The sequence below is a fragment of the Vibrio sp. 947 genome (assembly GCF_033339115.1).
In the GTDB taxonomy this organism is placed as follows: Bacteria; Pseudomonadota; Gammaproteobacteria; order Enterobacterales; family Vibrionaceae; genus Vibrio; species Vibrio alginolyticus.
On the sequence record NZ_JAWOTX010000001.1, the window covers coordinates 278,790 to 303,194 of the forward strand.

Consider the following 24,405-nt stretch of genomic DNA (forward strand, 5'->3'; position numbering starts at 1 on the left):
ACCATGTTAGACATGAATGTACAAGACACTTACACCACAGAAGAGGAAGTGACAACACCGTCACGACCAATTGATGAAAACGCATTGCTACAACGTCATCAGGTCATGGTAAAACGCGTAGTTAACCAGCTGCGCGTTCATGCCACTTCTCACTGTAGTATTGAAGATATGCAGCAGATAGGCCTTATCGCTCTAGTCGAGGCTGGACGCCGATATGGCGATGTTGACGATCCTCACTTTCCTGCTTTCGCCGTTTGTCGAGTTCGGGGAGCTATTTTAGACGAATTACGCCGACTAGATTGGCGTTCACGTAAGACTCGTCAACAAGCCCACGAGCTCAACGACGTGACTCGAGATCTCACTCGAACGTTAGGTCGAATGCCAACGGATGCCGAAATCATCCAGGCTTTAGGGACGAATGAGCAAGATTATTACAACCGCCAAAATGCCGCTCTCGCAGGCGAGATGCAAAGCCTTGACCAACTGATGGAGAGCAGCGGTGATAGCTACATTGGCGGGCAATACGATGGCATGGAACATGAACATATTCGTCGTAGTTTAGACAGTGCTTTGGGTAAATTACCTAAGCGCGATCAACTGCTCCTGACTCTGTTCTATCAACATGAACTCAACTTACACGAAATAGCTCTGGTATTGGATCTGACACCACCTCGTATATGTCAGCTTCACAAACAAGCGCTGAAACAACTCAACCAATTAATGTCCTCTTAGGAGTCACAAGATGCAAAAGTTTTTTGGAGTGCTCACTATCCTGGTGTGCGTCTTCGGTGGATATATGTGGGCCGGTGGTAGCTTAGGTGCTATCTGGCAGCCAGCCGAATTCCTTATCATTATTGGCGCCGCTGCTGGTTCTTTGATCATCGGTAATCCGCCTCATGTACTGAAAGAAATGCGTCGCCAAGTGCCAGCGACCATTAAAGGTCCAACAGAAGAGCATGAGTACTACATGGAATTAATGGCACTACTCAACAACTTGCTAGAGACAGCGAGAAACCGCGGATACAAGTTTCTGGATTCTCATATTGAGGCTCCGGAGCAAAGCTCTATGTTCCTCGCTTACCCGACGATCGCAGAAGATCATCGCCTAATTTCTTTCATTACTGACAATTTACGTTTAATGGCAATGGGACAGATGTCGCCTCATGAATTAGAGGGACTGCTAGAGCAAGAAATCGAAGCAATACAGAACGAAATGCTTTTACCTTCACGCTCACTACAGCGTACAGCAGAAGCACTACCTGGCTTCGGTATTCTTGCAGCAGTTGGTGGCATCATTATCACCATGCAAGCTATTGATGGCTCAATCGCTATGATTGGGTATCACGTTGCGGCAGCTCTCGTTGGTACATTCATTGGTATTTTCGGTTGTTACTGTGGCTTAGATCCACTAAGTAACGCCATGGCTCAGCGAGTAAAACGTAATATGACTGCTTTTGAGTGCGTTCGTGCAACCTTGGTTGCCTACGTAGCGAAAAAGCCGACATTGCTCGCCATTGACGCTGGTCGTAAACATATTCAGCTAGACATCAAACCAACATTCAACCAAATGGAGAAGTGGTTAGCTGAACAGGAGGGATAATGCAAAAACAAGAGCATGTAGTGTTCAAACGTGCCAAAGTATACAGCCATGATGAGTCGTCTCATGGCGGCGCGTGGAAAGTCGCGTTTGCTGACTTCATGATCGCCCTAATGGCGCTGTTTCTTGTACTTTGGGTTATGCAGGTGGTAGACAAAGAAGAGCGTAAAGCGATTGTTGCCCACTTGCATAGTTCAAGCGTATTCGACAAGAGTTACGGCAACCCATTTGATACGTCACAAAGTATTTCTCCTATCGACTTGGCACAGGACTCTTCTGTGCCAAGTAAACACAACTCCAACCATGTGGTAAGCTCTTACTTTAAAGGTGATGGGGATGGACCAGAAATTGATTCTTTGATTCCTGGTAACTTCGATACTCAAGAGCAACTTGCCGCACTAGCGAAAGTAATTGAGCAAATGACTGCCCAAATTAATGCGCAGGGAAATGTAAACGTCACGGTGACACCACAAGGTTTGCGTATCGTCCTTCAAGATGATTACAAACAGCATATGTTCAGCCGTGGTGGTGCAGAACTTACTCCTTTTTTTGAAGATTTACTGCTCGCACTAGCACCTGTATTTCATCGTGTTAACAACCCTCTGATCATCAGCGGACACACAGATGCAATTCCATTTAAAAAGCGTTTTGGTCGTCAATCTAACTGGGCGTTATCAGCCTCTCGAGCAGACGTAGCAAGAAATACGTTAGTTGAAGGCGGTATGCCGGATGATAGAGTAATGCAGGTAACGGGTATGTCAGATAGAGCGCTGCTTAATCCTGATGAGCCAGATTCTAGCGAAAACCGTCGTATTGAGCTGTTTGTTTTAACGACTCCTGCCGCTAAAGTGCTTGAGACCCTTTTTGGCAACCACCAAGAAAGCGAACTGCAAAAAGCGAAAGATAAGGCTGAATTCAACCAACCAGTCATTCGTCAAGAAGTCATCAATTACTCCGGCGATACCGCCACCAGCGAAGTAAAAATTCAAGAATTATAATCTTAAAAGGTCACCACTCTGATGGTGACCTCTCTAACCAAAGCCTCTGTTACTGTGACTTTTTAGTTGAGTTCTATATGCACATAACATCATCCGAAAAAAGAAAAAGCGACTTACTAAAGAAAGCCTTTTTATGGCTCATTGTCTTCGATTACCTTTTATTGGCGTTTTTCTTAACTCAGCTATCAAGTATGACACTAAACAGCGGAACCATGATCAGCTTGTTACTTGTTGTTTATAACGTCTTACTTGTTTCGCTATGTTTTCAACGAACCAACAAGCAGGACTCTTACATTATCTACCCTGTTTTGTCCGCAACGTTATTAGCATTTGTCTGCTTTCTTTACTTCTTTTTTTTAATTTAGCTCCCCGACTCGACCATTGATTTTATTTTTACTGCTTTTTCGAAGTGGTCGAGCTGATGAGTCTGAATCCACCACGTAGCCGCTTCCATCAACAGCTCTGGGTCGTCATTTTTATTAGCGAAAAACGCATAAAATGAGAGACCAACCAATTCACCTTTACTCGCGATCTTTTTGTCACAGACCTCTATAATTTTGTCTCTCAGCGAAGCTCTCATTTCTAATCCCTTAACCTAGTACATACTCACTAACCATACGGTTGAAAGAAATCAAATCAAACGAGCCTTTAATTTCAAAACGCACTCTTCCCACCTCACTCATGAAGAACTCGATTTCACAATCCAAATCAAAAGTACCAGAGGTCTCGATAGAAAATGCATTGATCTTACTGTAAGGCAAAGAGGTGTAATCCACTTTTGAGCCGGTAATCCCTTGCACATTTGCCGCTATCACTCGCTTGTTCGTAAACACCACTTGGTCACGAACTGTTTTAAAAGCAGCGAAAATAGTCTCACCATCAATCAAGAACTTAAGGAAGTCTTCTCTGGCATTAGAAACGTCAATCGGCTTAAGCTTAAATACAGAGGAATTGTCGAAATCAATCATAATTAATCCTTTGAGTGGGCGTTAGAACGAATTATCAACGTATCAGATAGCACCACTTTTGCCTACTCGCAACGCACGTTTCTGCTTGATTCGCCCAACAACGAAGCGTCACTCACTTCCACCCTTGCATCCATTGCTCAGAGTCTTTTAGGTCTTGCCAGTTCATCTCTCGGTCGCGTTTACTCATGACTGCCTCGATGACACATCTCACAACGTTACCATCTTCATCTAGTTCCATTTCCGTCACGACAAAATGCTTCTCTTTGTTTTTAGGTGAAATTGCCGTCCATTTACTGTGCAATAGTTTCTTAGGGTGGATTCTGTTCATCGCATTGTACCAATTTAACTACCATGTTGATGTATACGACTGAATACCAAGAGAGAATCAGATTTTGTTTTTGCAAACCGACAAAAGATAAAACCGCAAAAGAGATCACTCCCTTTCGCGGCTCTAACTACAATCCGACTAGGTCTTCTGACCATTCAGTCGAGGGTTTAAGTACTGACTTTGTAGCAACTGTAACCCTTTACCGACCAGAACAATCACTACCGCGCCAATCAGGACAGGCGTGAAGAGAAAACTCCATCCCTGCCCAGACGCCATGATCAAAATTGGATTTGCCCCCGCAGGTGGATGAGTGGTCTTCGTAATCAGCATCGCAGACACACCTAGCCCCGTCGCAATCGCGAGCGTGACCGGCGTGACGTCAACATACTGGCTAAACGCAATACCGATAGATGCCGTAATGAAGTGACCAATGATCACGTTTTTTGGTTGAGCGAGAGGGCTGCTAGGCACCCCAAACACCAGTACTGCGGTAGCACCAAATGGTGCCATCAGGAGTACAACCTCCGTCAGTGATACCTCAGCGTAGGACAATACGCCAATAGCCAACGTAGCGCCAAGCCCGGCAACCAACGATAAAATTAAATTATTCATAAACACCTCAAAGTAGACCGAATTGTCCACAAAATAAAATAGACAAATCTGTCTACCTTTGTCAATATGTGTTTATGGAACTTTTTGAGGACGTAGTTATGAACAAAAAGAAACAGTTATTGATCGACACAGCTTTGTCACTGTTTTATAAACAAGGCATCAACTCTATTGGCATCAATGAAGTCCTCAATGTTTCCGGCGTGGCTAAACGCACGCTATATAACCATTTTGAGAGCAAAGAAGCGCTTATCATCGCCGCATTAGAACAACGCCACCAAGTATTTATGGAATGGTTGGAGGAAAAGCTTTCTTCAGCACAAACGTGCGCGGAGGTGATCGATCAGTTATTTACAGCACTCAACGGCTGGTTTCATGGCTCTGAAGAAAAGTTGGGCGAGTTTCGCGGTTGCTTTTTCATCAATACGTCCGCGGAATTCAGTGACGACAGTGGCGAGATCGCAACGTATTGCCGCTACCATAAGCAGCAAGTCAGAGAGCTAATTCATCACTATCTCAAATCAGACAACGCTGCATTACTCGATGCCATTTGCATCATGAAAGAGGGCGCGATCACTACCGCTTACATGACGAAAGAGTACGACAACATCACGAAGAAATGCGTGACCATTTTGCACAAGCTTTAATGCGTTCAGGTATAGTCATTTGCGGATTAAGTATGCAAACCAAAGGCACCAATCGGTGCCTTTCGTTTTAGTTAGTGAGTGTACTTACAGCTCGTGCTCGGTACGAGCAATGATATCGTCTTGAGCATCTGGTGATAGCGCGGTGAAGAAGGCTGAGTAGCCTGCAACTCGCACAACCAGATCACGATATTGTTCAGGGTTCTTCTTCGCAGCTAGCAAGGTCTCGCGAGAGACGATGTTGTACTGCACGTGCCAACCTTTGTGGTGGTTGAAGAAGGTGCGAATCAACATAGATAGCTTGAGCTTATCCCCTTCAGACTCAACTGCCGCAGGGCTTAACTTCTGGTTAAGCAGCACGCCACCAAGGATCTTATTCGCTTGGATCTTACCGACCGAGTTGTACACCGCCGTTGGACCTAAACGGTCTGAGCCAGATGACGGGCTTGCACCTTCTGCCAATGGCGTTTTCGCTTTACGACCGTCCGGCGTTGCCATGGTTGAAGCACCGAATGGGACGTTTGCCGAGATACTTGATGTACCTGCGTAGTAACCGCCGCCAATTGGACCACGCCCATGACGCGTATTAACGAACTGTTCTAGCTCATCAATGTACACTTGGTAAGCGTCTGCCAGTAGTTGGTCTACTGCGTCATCATCGTTACCGTATTTTGGTGCAAAGTTGATAAGACGTTGGCGAAGCTGTTCGTTCTCCATGCCGTCGAAATCTTCAGCCAATGCTTTTGCTAGCTGTTGTTGTGAGATAAGGGGCTGGGTGATTTGCGCATCATCGAAAACAAGGTGCTTGATGGCGGCTAGGCTGTTGCCCAAGTTTGCGATACCGACTTGCAAGCCAGATACCCAGTCGTATTTCGCACCGCCTTCTTTCACAGTTTTACCACGAGCCAAACAGTCATCCACCAGAGTTGAACAGAAGATGTCTTGTGCTTGCTGTTCAAGTACGCTGTCGACTACCGTATCAATCTCAATCGATTTACGGGTGTAGTAGCGGATTTGCTCTGCCCAAGAAGCTGTCACTTGCTCAAAGTTCTCAAAGTTGCCTTTTGCTAATGACTTATCGTGCGGCAAGAAAGCTTTACCCGTTGTTGCATCCACACCTTCGTTCAATGAGGCAAGCAAGATACGAGCGAAGTTAATGAAGCTCATGCCCGTACAACGGTAACCCCATTTGCCCGGAACCGCCGTCTCGATACAGCCGATAGATGCGTAGTTGTAAGCGTCTTCTTTCTCTACGCCAAGCTTGATGAATTCAGGGATGACAATCTCATCGTTGTTGAACGCAGGCATACCGAAGCCGCACTTAATCACCTCGATACAGCCCATCAGGAATTCTTGGTTCAAACCCTCATGGTAACGCACACTCAAGTTAGGTTGCGTCGAACGCAACTGACCACAAGATTCGAGAATCGCCCAAGAAAGTGGATTCACTGCGTCTTCAGGCTCACCCTTGTCATTCAACTTCTGACCGCCGATACACACGTTTTGATACAACGGAGAACCTGCGGAGGCTTTTGAGTGCGCGCCAGAGCGAATCTTGTTTACTTCAAGCAGCTTCAACCAGCAGCTTTGTAATAGCTCTAGTGCAAAGTCTTTTTCAATCGCGCCGTTTTCGATATCGCGAACATAAAATTCGTTTAGGAATTGGTCCATACGACCGAAAGAAACCGAGTGACCATTCGATTCGATTTGTAGCATCAACTGAACGAAATAGCTCAACTGCAGTGCTTGCCAGAAGTTTTCTGGTGCGTGGCTCGCGACATGACGACAGTTTGCCGCAATGCTTTCTAACTCAGCTTTGCGCAGCGGGCGTGTCTCTTCTAGCGCCATTTTTGACGCCAATTCAGCGTAGCTCACTATGTGATCTTGAATCGCAAGCAGTACGATTTCGACCGATTTGTAGAACTGCTCTTTCTTCAAGCCTTCAAAGGTCGAAACATCATTGTTAGCACGGTGCTGACGAACATCCTCTAACAAACCGTTCATGCCTAGCTTCAAGATTTTCTCGTTGTCCACCGCAAGGTGCGCGTCACCCGAAGTCATGTTGCCTTCGGCTTTAATGATGGTGCTGGCTAAGATTTCTTGCTGCTCATCAGTGAACAAGCCATAACAACGGTCTTGAACGGTTTTACCGCGCCAGTACGGCGTGATACTGTGGATGCTTTGTTTATCTTCTTCGGTGACAGCAAAGCCAGCACCTGGTCGGTCGGCTAGCTCATCAATTTCCGCTTCAATCCAACGTACAGTGTATTCTGGGAAAATAGGCGCAGCGCGCACTTTGCTCGCTTGGTTACCGACGATCAATTCATCGTGTTTAATCCAAATCGTACGAGTGCGTAAGTGCTCTTGCAGTGCTAGCGCACGTTGGACAATCACAGGTTTGTCTTCGTTTGCTTGATAAGCACGAGTGTATGCCTCTGCACGCTCGGTACAGACAGGTGGCGTTACGATATTTACCAGTGCCGATTTGTGCGCTTTGATACGCTCAGGAAGGTAATTCAGGTCCATAGTTAACCTCTTACAATCACGTTAAGTTGGGTGTTTTCGCTTGCGTATTGCATGGCGCTTTCTAGCAGTTCTGGTTTGTTTAATGGCTTGTCAGAACACTCGTAAGGCATATCGAGCAAGCGGTATTTATTGATGCCGAGCGTGTGGTACGGCAGCAAGTGAAGTTCTTGGCAGCTTTCTAGTGAAGCCGCAAAATCGATGATGTCTTTCAACTCTTCGATGGTGTCATTGAACCCCGGCACCACTGGAACGCGAATCACAATGCGTTTCGCGATAGGTGCCAGTTTTCGGAAATTGTCTTTGATGCGTTTTAGTGAACCTTTCGCCCAGCTAAGAAACTTTTCTTCATCGGTGTGTTTTAAATCCGCCAACCAACAATCGATATGCGGCGCGGCTTTTTCGACGTTCTTCCACGGCACATGCATGCACGATTCAATCGCAGTCGAGACTTGGTTGTCATGCAGACGCTGTGCGAGTTCTGCCACCAAATCCGCTTGCATGAGTGGCTCACCACCGGAGAATGTCACGCCACCTTGGCTTTGGTCATAGAAAGGTTTGTCTTTCATTAAGGTGTCGAACAACATGTCTGATTTCGCCTCTTCACCGCAGACAGTCAGTGCTTGCGTAGGACAGACGTCTCGCAGCGCGATCAGTTGGTCTTCTTTGATGGCTTTGCGATTGATGATGATCTGGTTGTCGATACGTTGAATACCATCACCCATCATTTCACTACCCGCTGTAGATTGAGTTGTGGCTTGATAAGCAGAAACGCACAGCTGGCAACCTTCCATACAACTTCGCTGATCAAATAAGAGTGAATGCTTTTCGCTGCGGCTTTCTGGGTTTTGACACCAAGGGCAAGACAAGCTGCATCCTTTAAGAAAAAGAATGGAACGAATGCCATCGCCATCATGGGTAGAGAATCGTTGGATATTGAAATACATCTCTGCTTGCCTCTTGGTTTGTGCTACTGCTGTGTACCTAATTCGTTTCTTTTGCTCGTTGAGTCTTATGAACAGCTTTTGTGTTTTCTAACTGAAAGCTTCATTTGAGCGTTTACAAGTTTCACTTGACTTTCATTTAATGAAATTATTATGGCTTCAAATGAAATTTCAATTGATCAAAATCAAGATCTCGTTCGATTGTCAGATCTATAGTGATCCCATCATCAAAACGAAGATTTTGTTTAAGGTAGAAACCATGATTGAACTTTATTTAGATACTGCTGATGTGGCAGAAGTAAAACGCTTTAACCAGTGCCTACCGCTAAAAGGCGTGACGACAAACCCAAGCATTTTGGCGAAGTCAAAGCAGGGACTGAATGAAACCCTAGCAGGCATGCAAGAAGCACTTGGCGGGACACCTCGCTTTCATGCTCAAGTCGTGAGTTCAACCGTCGAAGGCATGCTGGCAGAAGCGCGCCAACTTAATGAATTTCCTTACGATATGGTGGTAAAAGTGCCAGCAACAGAAACGGGCTTAGCAGCAATTAAGCTAATGAAAGAAGAGGGAATTCAGGTTCTTGCTACCGCTATCTATTCAGCTCAACAAGGCTTCCTTGCAGCACTGTGCGGTGCAGACTACCTAGCACCTTACGTAAACCGCATTGATGCGATGAACGGCAACGGTGTTGAAGTGGTCGCGGATCTTCAATTGTTGCTCGATCAAAACCAACTACCAGCGAAGATTTTGGCAGCCAGTTTCAAAAACACTCAACAAGCGATGGAGGTGATGAAACTAGGCATCGAAGCCATTACATTGCCAACCGATGTGGCGGCACAAATGTTCGCTCACCCAGCAGTAAAACCAGCAGTTGAACAGTTCGATAAAGACTGGAAAGAGACGTTCGGCGAGAAACTTTCATTTGAAAGCTAATTAAAAGTAGCAGCTAGATGTCTTAGTTAGGGTCTATTGAACTTTCATGGTTAAATTTTGTTCGAGATAAAAGCGTTTTAATCGCGGCGAGAGGTTTGCCGCCTAGTCATTCTAAGCAATTACCTCTCAACAAAGAGTAAAACGCTTTTAGCCGAACCCTTCGGGCAGCGTTTGTGGTTCATTTCTACTTCATTACCGGCTTATCAGTTACACCAACTACATTTCAAATGTCTCTGCCTCATATAAATTACCCACAAACAGCTGCAAAAATCAGCTTGAAAGCTCAATAGACCCTATTAATAAAGGGAATCTTAACTCACCCTGTGCGCCGGTGAACTTAAGGTTCCCTTTTGTATTTCATATAAACAGGTGAGGTTTACAGCAGTTCTCTGTTGGTCAGTGACCACAGGTACACGCGCTTGAGTAAACTGATTTTGAACCTCTTACGAATACCTCGTTTGGAATTGCGGAGTCGGTTTGGTATCGCAATAGCTTTCATCTCGGTTTTCATTTCTTTTCTATCCAACAACACAGTAGACCTCCGATGCAATAAGCCAGCAGATCTTTCCAATCAAATGTGGCGCCCAAAATCACAGCCAGAGGCGATGAAGATTCGATACCAAGCCAAACTACAACCTGTAACAGTTGCCCTAACTCAACAGCAAAAGCAATCAACACCACCAGTGAAACCAGCCAGTTAACGGGCATGGAAAACAAGCTTGCAAGAGAGTAGTAGAGCCAAACCACAACCAGAACATCACCAAATGTCGGACGAATAAAGCTGTCTCGAACATAGAGCGCAATAACGACCAATGCGATAAAACACACCAAGCTTTTGAGTCCGTTTTTTGCAGAAAATCGCAGGTGGATAGCGGACGTCTCTTCCACCATATCACTTGGCTGACCAGTGAGAGTTGCTCGCTTAAACGTCTTCATGATTCGCCTTTGCACTTTCTTCCGCTTTCTTATTTCGTGCGTACCAGTCGATGTTGCGTGTAATGACCATAGTGAAGCTCAAAATCGCGAAACACAGCAATGTCCCCATAACCAATGCGTAGCTTTCTGCTTGTAGCAAGCCAAACAGTAATCCGTAGAGAGTGAGCAAACACGCTCCGAAGATCGCGCCGTGTTTGGTGTTGCTCAACATACCGCTCACGTAAACACTTAAAAGCCCCGTCGATGCGACTGCTGACACCACATATGCCCAGTTAAAGCCGAGGTGTTCACTCATCGAAATCAGCAATAGATAGAAAAGTGCTAAAGCCAGACCAATAAAGCCGTATTGCACTGGGTGAACCGGACGCGCTTGGAACAGCTCCAGTAAGAAGAAACTCGCAAACACTAATGTGATAACCAATAGTGAATAGTTCACAGCTCGGTGGGATTTCAAATAGTGGTCCACGGGATCAATCAAATCTACGCCCATTTGTCGCTGTTCAAGCTCGTGACAAGCGTGACTCGATGACAAACAGCTTTGGAACAGCTGCGCGATATTGGTAGAGAAATTATTGCTCGCCCACTGTGCATTAAATCCATCTTCGGATACCTCTGACGACACTGGTAAGTAATCACCGATAAAGCTTGGATGAGCCCATGTTGAAGAGAGCTCAACCGTTGTTTGACTGCCGATTGGTGTGACTTGAAGCTGAGCCATCCCTTGCAGCAAGAAGTTAAGATCGAAAGCCAAAGGTTGTGCTGGGTTTAGGTCTGCAAGTGTCAGATCACTGTGGAAGCCTTGTGGTAACTGATTTAACCCCGTTCCCGGTGCGACGTCGATATCAGAGCTCGCCATGGTCATGTCATCCAAACGAATCAATCCACGGCTGTCTTCAATGCCAACCACTAGGCTCATGTTTTCAATATCAAGCCCCTGCAATGCCGAGAGATCGTCTGCATCAAAAGTACCTTTCAGCGCCACTTGTGCTTTGTATAAACGCGCACGGTAAATGCCTCGGTACTTTTCAAAACTGTCCAGATTCGCGCTCATATCAAAAGTGCTAGGTAGGAGGAATTTACGACGCTCTTTAATCTGTACTTTGTCATCTCGGTAACTGGTTTCGGTGTAGTTAACCATGATGAATGGACCAATGATGCGCTGTTCGCCGCTGCTGCTGCGTGCGATGTCGTTTCTGACTTCATCTTGGCGATATGAGCGTTCTGAGATCAGCCCTGTGACCATTGAAAGCGGGATTTGCAGTAAGACAAACAAAAACAGCACGAAGGCGAACTTTGTGCCGAGTTGGTTATTGAGGATCTTTTTCATGTTTCATTCTCCATTTGCTGATGGGAGTAATCTAAATCAGCAATTTGGAGAACGAATGGAGCTAATGTGGAGTTTCTATGGAGTTGGTAAAATCAGGGTCACTTTCACGCCAGAATCGACGTTTTCTACTTGCAACTGACCTTTGTGCAGCTTGATCCCTTGCTCAACAAAATTAAGCCCAAGCCCAGTGCTCTTAACACCATTTTTCCGAGCGAGGGAATAAAAGCGCTCGGTCAAACGAGGCATCGCATAGTTAGGAATGTGAGGACCTGAATTGAAAATCGACAGGCACACTTTCTCTTTCGTGACCTCAGTTTTCCATTCAATGCGTCCCTCTGAATCAACAAAATCCAGCGCATTGTCCATCAAGTTAAAAACGGCTTGTTTCAGTAAGAAGGCATCACCAAGCACGGAGAGATGGTCATCAATTTGGATGTTGGCAGTGACCGACTTAGCACTCAAGCGCGCATCCGCCGATTCAACCACTTCATTGACCATTTGTTTTAGCGAGATAGCTTGAACTTGTTCTAGTTCAGGGCGCTTTTCAAGACGAGCAAGTTCTAGCAACTTATCAATCAATGACTGCATGCGATCGCTTTCTCGCTCAATGTTGCCAGCAAAGCGCGTGACCTTTTCTTCAGGCAACGGCATTTGCAATATTTCACTCGCGCCTTTAATCGCTGATAACGGGCTTTTCAGCTCATGAGTCAGCGTCTGTACGTACTCTTCCACATATTGTTTACCATCGAGTTGATTGCGCATCTTCTCTAATGCGTCGCTTAGCGTGCCGTACTCATAAAAGATACGAAATGTCGGCTTAGAGACCTTTTCACCTTCACCCATTTTGGTCGCGTAGTCTTCTAGCTTGTTCAGTGCTGAGTGAATTCGCCAAGCAAACAATGCCCCTGCCAATAGCACTAAACCACTCATCCACACCATCCAAAACAGCACATTGCGTTTAGAAAGATCGATGAAGGGTTGTACTGAGCGATTGGATTTTGCCACCGTCACGCTGCCAATGATTTCACCTTTGTGGTAAATGGGCGCAGCCACGTGCATAACGGTTGAGAGCGGATCTTTCGGGTCTTCGATGGTACTGCGCGCGCCGTATTGACCACGCAACGTGAGATATACATCGTTCCATTGCGAGTAGTCTTTGCCTACGTCTTGCTGCCAAGAATCCGCAATCACAATGCCTTGTTTATCGGTAATGTAAATTCGATGGTTAATCGCTTTTTTGCCAATTTCCCAAATGCGCGCTTGAGGCTCTCGCTGCCCATAAGCCGCTAGTAGTTTGGAGAAGCGACTTTCAGACAACTTTCCGTTCGCAACATCTTCTTCTGCCAATACTGCAAGCAAGTTCGCCATATCCACCAGCGTCTCTTCGGTGGTTTGACGCACGGTTGGCTTAAGTTCTTGGACGACCGTTTTGCTCACCATGTAAGCCGTCATTCCGACTAAGATGAAGTAGAGAAAAAACAGTCTGAGTCCAAGAGGGATCTTCGGCCAGCGATTCATCATTCACCTTTAATGCAGTAAAAGTAACCAAAGCCACGCTTGGTACAGATGCGTTCAGACATCTCAAACGGCTTCAACTTATGGCGAATGGCTTTGATGTGGGTATCAATATTGCGCTCGTACGCAGCTTCCGGCGCCATGTCAGCAGCGACCATAAGTTGCTCTCGGCTCAATACATTGGAAGAGACAGAAATCAGTTTATCGAGAATCTTAAATTCGACCGCAGTTAACCCAAGCATTTGCCCGCCAACACCGTAGTCGAAGTTCTGCGCAACTAAATCATGGTTCAAATGAGGTTGTTCTGGAACAGCTACAGGCTCTGGTTTGTCCTCCATCATTGGCGCTTTAGCTTTGATTCGAAGTTTAATGCGAGCCAACATTTCGCGCGGGCTAAATGGCTTAGTCACGTAATCATCCGCGCCAATTTCCAAACCGACTACGCGATCAATTTCATCGCTTCTTGCGGTGAGAAAGATTATGGGAATATCAGAAAACTCACGGATGGTTTTGCATAATTCAAAACCATTGCCATCCGGTAAGCCTACGTCTAAGACAAGTAACGCTGCGGAGTTGTGCTGCAAAAAAGCTAAGCCCTCTCCTGCTGTTGTAAACCACTCTGCGTGGTAGCCATCCATCTCTAATACATGAATCAGGTTCTCTGCGATAGCAGATTCATCCTCGATAATAAGGACGGTGGGTTGTTCGCTCAATGTCTTAGCCTCATTGACGGTGTTTATCTTTATGTTGGTATTATCACTTAATTTGGGGCCAAGGCTAGTGGATTGATGCAGCAAAGGCGCAGTTCGTGGATAATACTAATCAAACACACTTCTATTCAGCATAATAAATTTATCACTTAGATTAATGAGTCACCATAATTGTGAATACAATGATTTCAACCATTGATATGAACAGTGTTCATTTTAAACTCAAGTTATCAATTCGATTTTATTTAAAGGACAGTCACTGATGAAAAGAGCGCTAATCCCCCTGGCTTTACTGACTTTGCTCTCAGGTTGCGCCAGCATGTCTCCGGATGAGTGCAAAACGGCAAACTGGTACAACGTAGGTTATCAAGATGGCCGAGACGGCAACGATCCAAACATTATCAATAGCTATACCGAAGACTGTGGTGAAGCGGGTGTGACACCCGACCGAGCGAAATGGAAAGAAGGCTTTGATAAAGGCACTATCCAATATTGCTCACCAGACAATGGGTACACTGTCGGTATCGAAGGCAAAGAATATTACGGTGTATGCAGCAGCAAAGAGTTTATTGAGAACTACCAGTTAGGTCATCAAGAATATCAACGCCAGCAACGCATCCAACAAATCGATACTGAAATCTCGGTCATCGATAATCAGCTTGATGGCAATCCAGACAAAGATAATGCCAAGAGACTGAAAGAGAAGAGAAAGCGATTGGCTGACGAGCGTTCAAGCCTCTTGTCGCCAACCATCAACTTGAATCTGAATTTCTAAATCGATTGGATTTAGCTTCTAAAAATTCATGGCCCTAACTCAGTTCTAGGGTCATGAATTGACTGTTCGGATCGAGTTCGTAATCCCCGAACGGCTCGCAGTACACAAAGCCATGCTTTTCATACAACAGGCGCGCTGGTTTAAAAAACTCCATCGAGCCCGTTTCTAAACTCAAGCGCTGCAAACCTTTTTGCTTCGCTTGCTCAATCACATGAATCAATAATTGAGATGCCACACCTTGGTTTCTTGCCGTAAGCGTGGTGCGCATGGATTTCAGCTCCGCGTGTTGGTCATCCAACTCTTTAATCGCTGCACACCCAAGCAGTTGCTCACCTTTCCATCCGGTCCAAAATGTCACTTCTGGCGCTTTGAGCTTATCTAAATCTAACGCATGCACGCTTTCTGGTGGTGACGTGGCGTACATGTCCTGTAAATGTCCTTCCAACAGCGCTATCACTTGCAGCCGTTCTAAATTGTCGATTTCAATCCTCATCTTTCCATCCTTGGTTTTTCCTAGCTAAAGCGGCTGTCTCATAATGTGTTGCGGTCCAACGGGGCCGCCGTGGTAAAGCTCATTGGTATCTTCAAACCCTGATTTTAAATAGCACTGATAAGCGGGTATGTTGCGGCAATTCACAGTGAGATAAAGCGCATCAAACTCGGGATAATGGCGTTTGGCGAAATCGGCAAACTGTTGAATGGCTTGCTTGGCGATGCCTTTGCCTTGATGACGGTGATCCACCAGCAAAGCACGTACGCCTAAACTGTTTTTCGGGCAAAAATCGTATTTCTCGCTGTAAGCAGCATCAAATAGAAAAAAGCCAACCACATCATCGTCTGTCAAAATCAGATGCGGAAGTTCTGTAGGTTCAAGACGCGTAAGCATTTCACCCACATCCGCGACCGTAAACTGCGATTGCTCTTCTAGCACACTAAGTTCGCAAGTTTGTTCATGTCGCTCAGGCGAATACTTTTCAATGGTAATCATAATCTTCCTTGTTGTTTTTATGCTCAATTCATACAGGGTATGTCGTAAATAGAAATACCTGGTGTCGTATTTCCCACTCGCAGGCAAACGTTTAGCACTCTATTATCCTCGCCATTCGATAGAGAGGTTTCCATGTCCCGTTTTTTACTTTGCAGTTTTGCACTCGTCTTACTCTACCCTACTGCCATTGATTTGTATCTTGTTGGTTTGCCTCAAATTGCGTCAGATCTCAACGCCAGTGAATCTCAGTTGCATATTGCGTTTTCGATCTATTTAGCTGGCATGGCTACCACGATGTTATTCGCGGGAAAAATTGCAGACTCTGTGGGACGAAAGCCTGTTGCCGTCGTCGGCGCGATGATCTTCGTGCTCGCATCTTTTCTCGGCGGGATGGCTGAACAACCAAACACTTTCTTGATTGCTCGCTTTTGCCAAGGCGTCGGTGCTGGATCTTGCTATGTCGTCGCGTTCGCGATTTTACGCGACACGTTAGACGATGAACGCCGCGCGAAAGTATTGTCGATGCTCAATGGCATCACCTGTATCATTCCAGTGATCGCACCCGTGATTGGTCACTTGATTATGCTGAAATTTCCTTGGCCGAGTTTGTTTACCACAATGGCAGGAATGGGCATTCTCGTCAGTGTATTGGCCATTTTTGTTCTCAAGGAATCACTACCCAGCCAACAAGGTGAAGAACAGACAGCGCCAGAGAGCCATCAAGAGACTTTCTTCGAGCGATTTTTTATCAGTAGGCTGATCATTACTGCACTTGGAGTGACCACCATTCTGACCTTTGTTAACGCTTCACCAATTGTCGTGATGAGCATGCTTGGTTTTGATCGCGGTGGCTATTCTTCCATCATGGCGGGGACTGCGACGATCAGTATGTTGATTTCGTTCTCGGCGCCATTGGCATTGGGGATTTTCAAGCAGCGAACCTTAATGATGAGCTCTCAAGTATTGCTCGTTTGTTCAGCCATCGTGCTCAGTGCAGCCCATTTCCATGATGGACAATCTCATTACTATGTGTTAGGACTTGGGCTGATTTGCGCTGGCTTCGCTTGTGGCTTTGGCGTGGCCATGAGCCAAGCGCTCAGCCCATTCTCTCAACAAGCTGGCGTGGCGAGCTCACTACTGGGCATTGCTCAAGTTTGTAGTTCCGCGTTCTATATTTGGTTTATGGGTTTCATCGGCGTTAGTGCACTGAATATGTTGGTGTTTATCTTAGTGTTAGGTAGCGTAATCAGCCTTGCTCTAATACTATTGATTCCAAAGCCTGTTCACGATACCCATTATGAAGAAATCCCTAGCGCGACTTGATTTAAACTTACTGTTCACTCTGCAATTATTGCTGCAAGAGCAAAGCGTCTCGAAAGCCTCGAAAAAGCTGAACGTTACGCCCTCTACCGTAAGTAAGTCGCTCAACAAACTTCGTCATTGGTTCGATGATCCTTTGTTTGTCAAAACACCTAAAGGTCTTGCGCCAACGCCTTTGGCACAAAGCATGGAGCAAGATCTCGCAGAATGGCTGCAAATTGGCAGCCAAATTGCAGAAAAACGCAGCGATATTACGCCTAAAGGAGTGCGTTTTGATATCACGATTGAGTCGCCATTAGTGCTCACAGTGCTGGACAGACTCATCGTCGCTATCCACCAGCGATACCCTGAAGCGAAAGTAAAAACCAGTAACTGGGATTACGATTCACTCGACGCCATCATTCGAGGCGAGGCGGATATCGGTTTTACCGGCCGAGAGAGTCACCCGAGATCAAAAGAGTCGTTGGATCTTCTGCCGTATTTCTTGGATTTTGAGATTCTATTTTATGACCTGCCGATAGTGTATTTACATAAAGATCATCCGGCATTACAGCAAGAGTGGAATCTCGAGACCTTTCTGAGCTACCAACACATCAATATTGTTTGGGAAAAAAGTGAAACTTGGGCGTTGGATGAAGTATTAACGGAACTAGGGCTACAGCGCTCTATCGGGCTGACGATGTCCAACTTTGAGCAATCCCTTTTTATGGCAGCGCAGCCGACGCATGACATGATCACCACCGCGCCGCACTATTGCAAAAGTTACACAGAAAAGCTGCATCTCGATTTGGTGTGCTTGCCAATTCCATTAGACCAAGCTCAACAAGACAAGTTACTGATTCCATTTACCATGATTTGGCATAAACGCAATGCGTACAATCCCAAATTGCTATGGTTGAAAAACACCATTAAGTCATTGTACAAACAACCTTCCCAACCACAGTAAGACTCAGGCTAAGGTCAGGTTTTCTCTGGTTATTTTTAATGACTTTCTTGCTCTGATAGCTATAACTAATCACTTTATCAACTAATAAAAATGTTCTTTTGGATCTACACTAGCTGTTCATTTACACGCTAAGGATCAAGGATGTCGACCTTTTTACTCACTGCCATTGCAATGCTGGCGTTCGCTGCCAATTCATTATTGTGCCGACTTGCATTGGCGGAAGGGTTAATTGATGCAGGAAGCTTCACTCTCGTTCGATTGATATCTGGCGCTGTTATCTTAATCGCATTGCTTGTCGTGAGAGGTCAGTGGAAAACCGATCGGCCAACTTCTCGCTTTCGCTTTTTTGCTGGCGTGGCGTTATTTGGTTACGCTGCCCTTTTCTCTTTCGCGTACTTACAACTGGCGACAGGAACCGGTGCTTTGCTTTTGTTTGGTGCCGTGCAACTTACGTTACTGGCAATCTATTGGTGGCAAGGTGAGCGCTTTCAGTTTCTCGAAATCATCGGTATCGGCCTTTCAATTGTTGGATTTGTTTGGTTGATGTTGCCATCTGCCACGCGCCCCGATATTAGCTCTGCACTTCTCATGTTGATTTCTGGCGTTTGTTGGGCTGCGTTTACTGCGCTCGGTAAACAAGCGCCTTCTCCAAGTAGTGGCATCACGTGGGGATTCATCGCTGCATCAATAATTGGCGTGCTCCTTTCGCCATTAATCTTGTCCTCAATCCAACTTTCTTTGAGCGGAATGTTGCTCGCTATCGCATCTGGTGCCATTGCCTCTGGCCTTGGTTATACACTTTGGTACCAAGTCGTGCGTAAGCTCTCTTTACTTCAAGCCGCCGTCAGCCAACTTTCCGTGCCAGCCATTGCTTTGCTACTCGGCAGCATCGTACTCCACGAGCCTCTTTCACTGCATATTCTTTTAACCAGCGGCATCATTCTTGGTGGGATCGCTTTGGTTTTTTTATCTCGATCCAAAAAAACAAACGAACAATCAGCAAGCCGATAAAAAGTAATAACTTTCCCTCTCAAATACCCATTCATCATCTATGCTTTTTAAAGCAGTAAAGCTCATTGCAGATGGTACAAGTGGTCTGCTTTGGTACCAGGCAAAGAATATAAGGTGAGAATTGGCTCACACAATGCAACGATTTTGTTTCAAAAATGAGAATCGTCACAGATCGCGAATTTGCTCGTTTTAGGCGTTTCGCCAATAACGCCAAGGGCTAGCACGAGATCAAGCCAAATACGCACTTTTTGTTTTGACAAAGGGTTTACAAAGCACACTTTTTCACCCGCTATATTCCGCCCCCCGAATTTATTCAGAACAAGATTCTGATTATTAATATAAGAAATTCATCAACTTATAACGATAAGCCTGAGCAAACTTTGACACTATGAACGACAAAATAAAATTCGCTATTAAAGTATCGCTTAGCCTGACTCTGGCTTATCTGATCCCGTTTGCCATGGGTTGGCCGCAAGCATCGACGGCCGCAACCACAGTGATGCTGATTGCATCCACAGGCAGTCGTCGTGAATCACTCACCAAAGGTACCTTACGCGTGTTTGGTACGTTGGTTGGCGCCGTCGTTGGCTTGTTACTGGTGGGATTGTTTGCTCAAGACCGCTTGTTGTACATGCTGAGCGTGTCGGTTGTGGTCTCATTCATTTTTTACTTCCGTAATGCCTATCAAAAAGATCCAACGCTACTCATGCTGACCGGTGTGATGACGTTGATGATGTCCAATGGCGGTGACGCAGAGGGTGCGTTTCTTTATGGCGTTGACCGCGCCTATATGACGGTGTTTGGGGTGGTGGTTTACACACTCGTGGGGACTTTCTTATTCCCGACCAAAACAGAACAAAACCTAAGGCAGCTCATCGAACAACTCAACCAAGCACAACGCGCGTTGTTCACCGCTATCTTGCAAAATTTCGAGCAAAAATCGGCAGGGCAAATCTCTCCTCAAGAAGGCGGAGAAGAAAATCCAGAAGCTGAAGAGCCACAACCTAGCGTGGACACTCTCATCGAACAGATGTTTGCCGCTCAAAATGCGCTCGAACAGCGCTTTGCTACGGTCAGTGTGGAATGCAGTGACGTATCGGCCTACATGAAAGAGTGGCGCTTGGCGGTTCATTTGAACAAGCAAGTAACGCAACAATTGACCGTCGCGGCGCACAGCCACTTTAGCCACCAGCAAGACCGTGAAAGCATCAGCAACTTTGATCAAGCCGTGGCGGAAATTGACGCGCTATTTGATACCTGCCAACAAGTCTGGGACGAAAAAGAACCCGCTTATCGTGCTCAGGAATTCAAAGTCAAATACAACCAAGCGTTGCTTGAGGACGCAGCTCACCTAGAGAAAGGCTCTGCGCTTACGCTTGGTCACCTATTGGAACTGATGCATCAAAACTTGTCACGTTTAGCTGAGAGCATTAGCTGTATTGACTCTGTGACGAATAATGTCTCCTTTGACGTGCCACTGCCGAAACCGAAAGGCAAGTTTCTATGGTGGGACGCAGAAAACTTTAAAACTGCGGTCAAAACCTTTGTTACCTATTGGGTTGCAGGACTGATTTGGATTTACTTCAATCCACCAGGCGGCTACTCATTCGTGGTCTTCTCGACCATGTTTATGTCTTTGCTGTCGTTCGTGCCTGTGCACCCAATTTTGTTGCTTGTGCTGTTCACTTTCGGCTTCTTGTTCGCGGTACCTTCTTACGTCTTCATCCTTCCGCAATTGGATCTCGGATTAGAACTTGGCCTGTTTATCTTTATCTACACCTTTATCGGTTTTTATCTGTTTAACGGGCCAGTGACGATTTTCTATATGATTGGCTTGTTTGTTCTCGGTTTAGATAACAACATGTTCTATCACTTCGGGATCCTCATGACGATCATGCTGTTGTTTTACATGGTGGTGTTCATGATTATTTTCGCGCACTACTTCCCGTTTAGCTCACGACCAGAACACCTCTTTTTGACCATAAAAGAACGCTACTTCCGACATACCCGAGAGCTCTTCACTACCTATCAACAGCAGTCCAGCTCGGTTGTTACGCCGCTCAAACGGGCCTTGCACTTGGTGACGCTCAATGTCTCATCGAAAAAGCTCAAAGTGTGGGGTTCGAAAATCAACCACAAACACTTTGATAAAACCACGCCAGAAGCGATCGGCGCGTTTAGCAAAGCGTGTGATGTACTCAGTAATCACATCAACATCTTAATGGCCGCCGAGAAAAAGTTGATGACCAATCCACTAATTACTCAGCTTCGCCAACAGCACCGCGATTCCATCATTCCTTTGATGGCGGGCGCTTTAGCCAGCCATCAAGCAACACAAGAACTCGACTCCGTATTCGACCAATACAGTCAAGATTACCAAACATTCGAAGATAAACTGGAAGATTTTTTTAGTGAGTTGGATTTATCTGACTACGCTTATTCAGAGATAGCCGGTTTTTATATCTTGCTGAATTTAAAACGGAACGTGTTCGAAGCAATCAAGCATTGCAAGCAAACCTACGAGGATATCGATTGGGTGAACTTACAACAGAAGCGTTTTTAAAGGTGGGGATATGATGCTTCCAAAACTAACCAAACCAAGCCTCGCCATACTTTCTTTGCTCGAACTCAGTGCGTGTACCACGGTAGGACCAGATTATGTTCATCCAAAGCAAGCGCCACTGCCAAGTGACTGGTCGGTGCAAAAAGCAGCAGCCAAAGATACGCAGCAATCAGAGCAACAGCTACAACAATGGTGGCAGCAATTTAATGACTCGACTCTTAATCAGCTGGTTGAGTTGGCGAGCAAACAAAACCTCGATTTAGAAGCCGCAGGGCTACGAATTGTACAAGCACGTTCATTGCTTGGTATTTCGACGGGCTTGCAATACCCACAAGTTCAAACCGTGTCAGGAAACCTAGCGCGTGCCTACGTAAATGATCAGGGCGTGAATAACGCCACTTTGTCGTTTGATGCTGCTTGGGAAATGGATGTTTGGGGCAAGTATGCTCGCGGTATTGAGTCGGCAGAAGCGGGTTACTACGCATCCATCGCATCGTATCACGACATCATGGTCACTATAACCGCCGAAGTGGCGCGCAATTACATCAACTATCGCACATTCCAAGAACGTATTTTGCTGTCTCGCCGCAATATCGAGATTCAAGAGCGTGTCGTACGTATTACTCAGGTGCAGTTCGACTCTGGCAACGTTACAGAATTGGACGTTCAACAAGCTAAAAACCAACTCTACACCACCAAAGCAGCGTTACCGAGCCTCGAAGTGGCAATGAAGCAATCACGTACTGTGTTGGCTTTGCTACTGGGTCTGTTACCAGAAGAAGTAGATGGACTGCTACAGTCGGATGGGATGCACAAGCAAATCGCTGAGTACGAAGCCCAGTTCAAATCAACGGGCAGAAAATCGGCGCTATCGGGCACCGACGAGCGCTCCATTGTGCCACGTCCACCGCTTTTGGATACGCAAGTGGATGCTAACTTAGTGATGCGACGTCCGGATTTGCAAGTCTCTGAGATGCAAGCTCGCGCGCAAAGTGCGCAGATTGGCGTGGCAGAAACCGCTCTGTACCCAAGCTTTTCGTTGATCGGTTCCATCGGTATCGACAGTACGGTTCCCGATGGCAGCAGTTTCAGTTTTAGCGATTCGCTCACCATGGTGGTTGGCCCAACGTTCAGTTGGAACATTTTCCAATACGGACGCGTGAAAAATAACATTCGTTTCGAAGATGCTCGCTTCCAAGAAACGCTGACGAACTACAACAAAAAGGTACTACAAGCCGTTAATGAAGTCACCAATGCAATCGAAGCATATGACCTGTATTTGCAGCAAAAAGATTTACGCTTGCAATCGGTCAACTCTTCCATTCGTGCGTTCAACATATCCATGACACAGTACGAAAACGGACAAATTTCATTCGAACGTCTGCTTAACTCGGTAGAAAAAATGACCCGCGCAGAAGACAGCTACGCAACGATCAAAGGTAATGTTGCGAACCAAGTTGTCGCGCTCTACAAAGCCCTCGGTGGAGGCTGGCAAACCCAAACAGGCAAACCTTTCATCAGTGAATCGATTGCCACGCAGATGACAGAGCGCACTGACTGGGGAAGTTATTTAAATGAAGAAAACCGCGTATTGCCGCCTTTGCGACTCGAAACTCCGGCTGAGACCAGTGATGAAAACAAAACGGAGGATCGGTAATGCCTCATGAACTCTCTTGGGGAGACGTTTACTTTTCTCCTACGCTACTCGTGCTCTTTCTCGCCGTCACGGCCACGTGGATAACGGTGATGATATTGAACAAGACACGTTTGTCTCGCTTCATCGCTTTTCCGTCTCTGACGTTTATTGCCATCATGGTCGGTTATGTGGTGGCCATCGACAGCTTTTATATTCAATTTTAGGTGCCAAACAAGATGAAAAAACTATTCGTAATCGCACTCAATCTTGTCATTCTTGGTGGCGCAGCTTGGCTCGGCTATCAAAAGTTTGAGGAATACTTTAATAACCCATGGACACGAGATGGGCAAGTGCGTGCTAACGTCATCAAAGTGGCTCCTCGCGTATCAGGCCCAATTGTAAATGTCGCGGTGCAAGACAACCAAGAAGTAAAAACGGGGGATTTACTGTTTGAAATCGACCCTGCGACTTACCAGGTTGCGTTATCTCAAGCCGAAGTAGCACTGGAGCGCTCCATTGTTAGCTCTCGCGGTAAAAAAATCGAATATGACCGCTTAAAAGACATTCGTGCCAAAGACCGTGGCGCGGTTTCTCACAAGGATCTGATTCGTCGTGAAATCGCTTACGAAGAGTCGCTACTGCAAATCAAATCTGCAGAAGAGCAACTAAAATCAGCACGCCTTAATCTCAGCTTTACCAAAGTTTATGCGACCGTCGATGGTTTTGTATCTAACCTCGATATTAGAAACGGTACGCAAGCGGTCGCAAACCAACCACTGCTCGCACTGATCGACAAAAACAGCTTTTGGGTATTTGGTTTCTTCCGTGAAAACCAACTTGCGCAAATCGAACCTGGCAGCCAAGCGCGTGTCACTTTGATGTCTCACCCAGACACGCCAATTGACGCGACGGTTGACTCGATTGGTTGGGGTATTGCGCCCAAAGACGGCACGGTCGGCTACAACCTTCTTCCAAACGTAAACCCTGTTTTTCAGTGGATTCGCTTAGCACAACGTATTCCGGTGCGAATCTCCCTACAAGAACTTCCTGAAGATGTTGATCTTCGATTCGGGCTTTCTGCGTCCATCATGGTGATGAAAGAGTCATCCGCAGAAAGTAAACAATAACTAAGT

26 protein-coding genes are annotated in these 24,405 nt (G+C 46.0%); 14 read left to right on the forward strand and 12 right to left on the reverse strand.

Translation table 11 applies throughout. The features are described from left to right. Positions 1-3 precede the first annotated feature (3 nt). The 4 genes from R7Q39_RS01235 to R7Q39_RS01250 all read left to right on the forward strand — a co-directional run bounded on the left by R7Q39_RS01235 (position 4) and on the right by R7Q39_RS01250 (position 2,960). On the forward strand, positions 4-732 hold the full coding sequence (locus tag R7Q39_RS01235) for a FliA/WhiG family RNA polymerase sigma factor (RefSeq protein WP_005375008.1): 729 nt from the start codon (positions 4-6) through the stop codon (positions 730-732). 10 nt (positions 733-742) lie between these two features. Continuing rightward, entirely contained in the window at positions 743-1,600 is an 858-nt protein-coding gene (motA, locus tag R7Q39_RS01240) for a flagellar motor stator protein MotA (protein ID WP_005375006.1), read from the forward strand. Beyond that, complete coding sequence (locus tag R7Q39_RS01245; RefSeq protein WP_005375003.1) at positions 1,600-2,595, forward strand: flagellar motor protein MotB; 996 nt, start codon at positions 1,600-1,602, stop codon at positions 2,593-2,595. Before motA ends, R7Q39_RS01245 begins: the two co-directional genes overlap by 1 nt. Before the next feature lie 77 nt (positions 2,596-2,672). After that, on the forward strand, positions 2,673-2,960 hold the full coding sequence (locus R7Q39_RS01250; protein WP_005375002.1) for a hypothetical protein: 288 nt from the start codon (positions 2,673-2,675) through the stop codon (positions 2,958-2,960). Here the strand turns inward: R7Q39_RS01250 and R7Q39_RS01255 are convergent. The 4 genes from R7Q39_RS01255 to R7Q39_RS01270 form a co-directional block, all read right to left on the reverse strand. Continuing rightward, entirely contained in the window at positions 2,957-3,175 is a 219-nt protein-coding gene (locus tag R7Q39_RS01255; RefSeq protein WP_017634431.1) for a DUF6500 family protein, read from the reverse strand. The two genes, R7Q39_RS01250 and R7Q39_RS01255, sit on opposite strands and share 4 nt — an antisense overlap. 10 nt (positions 3,176-3,185) lie before the next feature. Then, complete coding sequence (locus R7Q39_RS01260) at positions 3,186-3,563, reverse strand: PH domain-containing protein (protein ID WP_005386881.1); 378 nt, start codon at positions 3,561-3,563, stop codon at positions 3,186-3,188. Between the two features lie 112 nt (positions 3,564-3,675). Beyond that, positions 3,676-3,891, reverse strand: coding sequence for a TIGR02450 family Trp-rich protein (locus R7Q39_RS01265; RefSeq protein ID WP_005374999.1), 216 nt, complete (start codon positions 3,889-3,891; stop codon positions 3,676-3,678). Positions 3,892-4,029: 138 nt separating this feature from the next. Then, positions 4,030-4,503 carry an HPP family protein gene (locus R7Q39_RS01270; RefSeq protein ID WP_005374998.1) on the reverse strand — a complete coding sequence of 158 codons (474 nt, stop codon included), beginning with the start codon at positions 4,501-4,503 and terminating at the stop codon, positions 4,030-4,032. Positions 4,504-4,601: 98 nt separating this feature from the next. On the opposite strand from R7Q39_RS01270, the gene R7Q39_RS01275 reads away from it, so the two are divergent. Continuing rightward, positions 4,602-5,147, forward strand: coding sequence for a TetR/AcrR family transcriptional regulator (locus tag R7Q39_RS01275; RefSeq protein WP_025768600.1), 546 nt, complete (start codon positions 4,602-4,604; stop codon positions 5,145-5,147). A gap of 84 nt (positions 5,148-5,231) precedes the next feature. Here R7Q39_RS01275 and R7Q39_RS01280 read toward each other — a convergent pair whose 3' ends face one another. Continuing rightward, entirely contained in the window at positions 5,232-7,670 is a 2,439-nt protein-coding gene (locus tag R7Q39_RS01280) for a formate C-acetyltransferase/glycerol dehydratase family glycyl radical enzyme (RefSeq protein WP_206957657.1), read from the reverse strand. A gap of 2 nt (positions 7,671-7,672) precedes the next feature. Beyond that, positions 7,673-8,614 (reverse strand): glycyl-radical enzyme activating protein, encoded by a 942-nt coding sequence (locus tag R7Q39_RS01285; protein WP_033906693.1) that lies wholly within the window; start codon positions 8,612-8,614, stop codon positions 7,673-7,675. 256 nt (positions 8,615-8,870) lie between these two features. Here R7Q39_RS01285 and R7Q39_RS01290 point away from each other — a divergent pair, with 256 nt between their 5' ends. Next, the gene (locus R7Q39_RS01290; RefSeq protein WP_206957656.1) at positions 8,871-9,545 is read left to right on the forward strand and encodes a fructose-6-phosphate aldolase; all 675 of its coding nucleotides are present in this window, start codon (positions 8,871-8,873) and stop codon (positions 9,543-9,545) included. 507 nt (positions 9,546-10,052) lie between these two features. On the opposite strand, the gene R7Q39_RS01295 is transcribed toward R7Q39_RS01290, so the two are convergent. From R7Q39_RS01295 to R7Q39_RS01310, 4 genes are all read right to left on the reverse strand, one after another. Beyond that, positions 10,053-10,481 carry a DUF2809 domain-containing protein gene (locus R7Q39_RS01295; RefSeq protein WP_054730092.1) on the reverse strand — a complete coding sequence of 143 codons (429 nt, stop codon included), beginning with the start codon at positions 10,479-10,481 and terminating at the stop codon, positions 10,053-10,055. After that, positions 10,468-11,808, reverse strand: coding sequence for a cell envelope integrity protein CreD (gene creD, locus R7Q39_RS01300; RefSeq protein ID WP_054730095.1), 1,341 nt, complete (start codon positions 11,806-11,808; stop codon positions 10,468-10,470). The genes R7Q39_RS01295 and creD overlap by 14 nt, the downstream gene beginning before the upstream one ends. Before the next feature lie 75 nt (positions 11,809-11,883). Then, the gene (gene creC / locus R7Q39_RS01305) at positions 11,884-13,326 is read right to left on the reverse strand and encodes a two-component system sensor histidine kinase CreC (RefSeq protein ID WP_238970963.1); all 1,443 of its coding nucleotides are present in this window, start codon (positions 13,324-13,326) and stop codon (positions 11,884-11,886) included. Beyond that, positions 13,326-14,036: a response regulator gene (locus tag R7Q39_RS01310; protein WP_053307945.1), complete on the reverse strand. Its 711-nt coding sequence runs from the start codon at positions 14,034-14,036 to the stop codon at positions 13,326-13,328. Before R7Q39_RS01310 ends, creC begins: the two co-directional genes overlap by 1 nt. Positions 14,037-14,295: 259 nt before the next feature. On the opposite strand from R7Q39_RS01310, the gene R7Q39_RS01315 reads away from it, so the two are divergent. Then, positions 14,296-14,808: a DUF2799 domain-containing protein gene (locus R7Q39_RS01315; protein ID WP_005374970.1), complete on the forward strand. Its 513-nt coding sequence runs from the start codon at positions 14,296-14,298 to the stop codon at positions 14,806-14,808. Between the two features lie 34 nt (positions 14,809-14,842). Here the strand turns inward: R7Q39_RS01315 and R7Q39_RS01320 are convergent, their stop codons facing one another. Both R7Q39_RS01320 and R7Q39_RS01325 read right to left on the reverse strand, forming a co-directional pair. Next, complete coding sequence (locus R7Q39_RS01320; protein WP_206957654.1) at positions 14,843-15,301, reverse strand: GNAT family N-acetyltransferase; 459 nt, start codon at positions 15,299-15,301, stop codon at positions 14,843-14,845. A 24-nt stretch (positions 15,302-15,325) separates the two neighbouring features. Beyond that, complete coding sequence (locus R7Q39_RS01325) at positions 15,326-15,796, reverse strand: GNAT family N-acetyltransferase (protein WP_005386917.1); 471 nt, start codon at positions 15,794-15,796, stop codon at positions 15,326-15,328. 132 nt (positions 15,797-15,928) lie between these two features. On the opposite strand from R7Q39_RS01325, the gene R7Q39_RS01330 reads away from it, so the two are divergent. The 7 genes from R7Q39_RS01330 (at position 15,929) to R7Q39_RS01360 (ending at position 24,399) form a co-directional block, all read left to right on the forward strand. Then, the gene (locus tag R7Q39_RS01330; RefSeq protein ID WP_318075671.1) at positions 15,929-17,119 is read left to right on the forward strand and encodes an MFS transporter; all 1,191 of its coding nucleotides are present in this window, start codon (positions 15,929-15,931) and stop codon (positions 17,117-17,119) included. After that, entirely contained in the window at positions 17,094-18,062 is a 969-nt protein-coding gene (yidZ, locus tag R7Q39_RS01335) for an HTH-type transcriptional regulator YidZ (protein WP_213895960.1), read from the forward strand. Before R7Q39_RS01330 ends, yidZ begins: the two co-directional genes overlap by 26 nt. Before the next feature lie 141 nt (positions 18,063-18,203). Continuing rightward, positions 18,204-19,073: a DMT family transporter gene (locus R7Q39_RS01340; RefSeq protein WP_215810077.1), complete on the forward strand. Its 870-nt coding sequence runs from the start codon at positions 18,204-18,206 to the stop codon at positions 19,071-19,073. 388 nt (positions 19,074-19,461) lie between these two features. Then, positions 19,462-21,636 (forward strand): FUSC family protein, encoded by a 2,175-nt coding sequence (locus tag R7Q39_RS01345; protein ID WP_318075672.1) that lies wholly within the window; start codon positions 19,462-19,464, stop codon positions 21,634-21,636. Between the two features lie 10 nt (positions 21,637-21,646). Beyond that, positions 21,647-23,293: a TolC family protein gene (locus R7Q39_RS01350; RefSeq protein ID WP_318075673.1), complete on the forward strand. Its 1,647-nt coding sequence runs from the start codon at positions 21,647-21,649 to the stop codon at positions 23,291-23,293. Continuing rightward, the gene (locus R7Q39_RS01355; RefSeq protein ID WP_005374946.1) at positions 23,293-23,496 is read left to right on the forward strand and encodes a DUF1656 domain-containing protein; all 204 of its coding nucleotides are present in this window, start codon (positions 23,293-23,295) and stop codon (positions 23,494-23,496) included. The genes R7Q39_RS01350 and R7Q39_RS01355 overlap by 1 nt, the downstream gene beginning before the upstream one ends. Positions 23,497-23,508: 12 nt before the next feature. Beyond that, the gene (locus tag R7Q39_RS01360) at positions 23,509-24,399 is read left to right on the forward strand and encodes an HlyD family secretion protein (protein WP_318075674.1); all 891 of its coding nucleotides are present in this window, start codon (positions 23,509-23,511) and stop codon (positions 24,397-24,399) included. Positions 24,400-24,405: the final 6 nt, after the last annotated feature.

Excerpts from the sequence above, each read along its gene's own strand:
- R7Q39_RS01265 (WP_005374999.1), bottom strand. The coding sequence starts at position 3,891 with ATGAACAGAATCCACCCTAAGAAACTATTGCACAGTAAATGGACGGCA.
- R7Q39_RS01260 (WP_005386881.1), bottom strand. The coding sequence starts at position 3,563 with ATGATTGATTTCGACAATTCCTCTGTATTTAAGCTTAAGCCGATTGAC.
- R7Q39_RS01235 (WP_005375008.1), top strand. The coding sequence starts at position 4 with ATGTTAGACATGAATGTACAAGACACTTACACCACAGAAGAGGAAGTG.
- creC (WP_238970963.1), bottom strand. The coding sequence starts at position 13,326 with ATGAATCGCTGGCCGAAGATCCCTCTTGGACTCAGACTGTTTTTTCTC.
- R7Q39_RS01295 (WP_054730092.1), bottom strand. The coding sequence starts at position 10,481 with ATGAAGACGTTTAAGCGAGCAACTCTCACTGGTCAGCCAAGTGATATG.
- R7Q39_RS01285 (WP_033906693.1), bottom strand. The coding sequence starts at position 8,614 with ATGTATTTCAATATCCAACGATTCTCTACCCATGATGGCGATGGCATT.
- R7Q39_RS01345 (WP_318075672.1), top strand. The coding sequence starts at position 19,462 with ATGAACGACAAAATAAAATTCGCTATTAAAGTATCGCTTAGCCTGACT.
- R7Q39_RS01330 (WP_318075671.1), top strand. The coding sequence starts at position 15,929 with ATGTCCCGTTTTTTACTTTGCAGTTTTGCACTCGTCTTACTCTACCCT.
- R7Q39_RS01360 (WP_318075674.1), top strand. The coding sequence starts at position 23,509 with ATGAAAAAACTATTCGTAATCGCACTCAATCTTGTCATTCTTGGTGGC.
- creD (WP_054730095.1), bottom strand. The coding sequence starts at position 11,808 with ATGAAAAAGATCCTCAATAACCAACTCGGCACAAAGTTCGCCTTCGTG.
- R7Q39_RS01275 (WP_025768600.1), top strand. The coding sequence starts at position 4,602 with ATGAACAAAAAGAAACAGTTATTGATCGACACAGCTTTGTCACTGTTT.
- R7Q39_RS01320 (WP_206957654.1), bottom strand. The coding sequence starts at position 15,301 with ATGAGGATTGAAATCGACAATTTAGAACGGCTGCAAGTGATAGCGCTG.
- R7Q39_RS01350 (WP_318075673.1), top strand. The coding sequence starts at position 21,647 with ATGATGCTTCCAAAACTAACCAAACCAAGCCTCGCCATACTTTCTTTG.
- R7Q39_RS01340 (WP_215810077.1), top strand. The coding sequence starts at position 18,204 with ATGTCGACCTTTTTACTCACTGCCATTGCAATGCTGGCGTTCGCTGCC.
- R7Q39_RS01280 (WP_206957657.1), bottom strand. The coding sequence starts at position 7,670 with ATGGACCTGAATTACCTTCCTGAGCGTATCAAAGCGCACAAATCGGCA.
- R7Q39_RS01250 (WP_005375002.1), top strand. The coding sequence starts at position 2,673 with ATGCACATAACATCATCCGAAAAAAGAAAAAGCGACTTACTAAAGAAA.
- R7Q39_RS01325 (WP_005386917.1), bottom strand. The coding sequence starts at position 15,796 with ATGATTACCATTGAAAAGTATTCGCCTGAGCGACATGAACAAACTTGC.
- R7Q39_RS01270 (WP_005374998.1), bottom strand. The coding sequence starts at position 4,503 with ATGAATAATTTAATTTTATCGTTGGTTGCCGGGCTTGGCGCTACGTTG.
- R7Q39_RS01315 (WP_005374970.1), top strand. The coding sequence starts at position 14,296 with ATGAAAAGAGCGCTAATCCCCCTGGCTTTACTGACTTTGCTCTCAGGT.
- R7Q39_RS01355 (WP_005374946.1), top strand. The coding sequence starts at position 23,293 with ATGCCTCATGAACTCTCTTGGGGAGACGTTTACTTTTCTCCTACGCTA.
- R7Q39_RS01255 (WP_017634431.1), bottom strand. The coding sequence starts at position 3,175 with ATGAGAGCTTCGCTGAGAGACAAAATTATAGAGGTCTGTGACAAAAAG.
- R7Q39_RS01290 (WP_206957656.1), top strand. The coding sequence starts at position 8,871 with ATGATTGAACTTTATTTAGATACTGCTGATGTGGCAGAAGTAAAACGC.
- R7Q39_RS01245 (WP_005375003.1), top strand. The coding sequence starts at position 1,600 with ATGCAAAAACAAGAGCATGTAGTGTTCAAACGTGCCAAAGTATACAGC.
- yidZ (WP_213895960.1), top strand. The coding sequence starts at position 17,094 with ATGAAGAAATCCCTAGCGCGACTTGATTTAAACTTACTGTTCACTCTG.
- motA (WP_005375006.1), top strand. The coding sequence starts at position 743 with ATGCAAAAGTTTTTTGGAGTGCTCACTATCCTGGTGTGCGTCTTCGGT.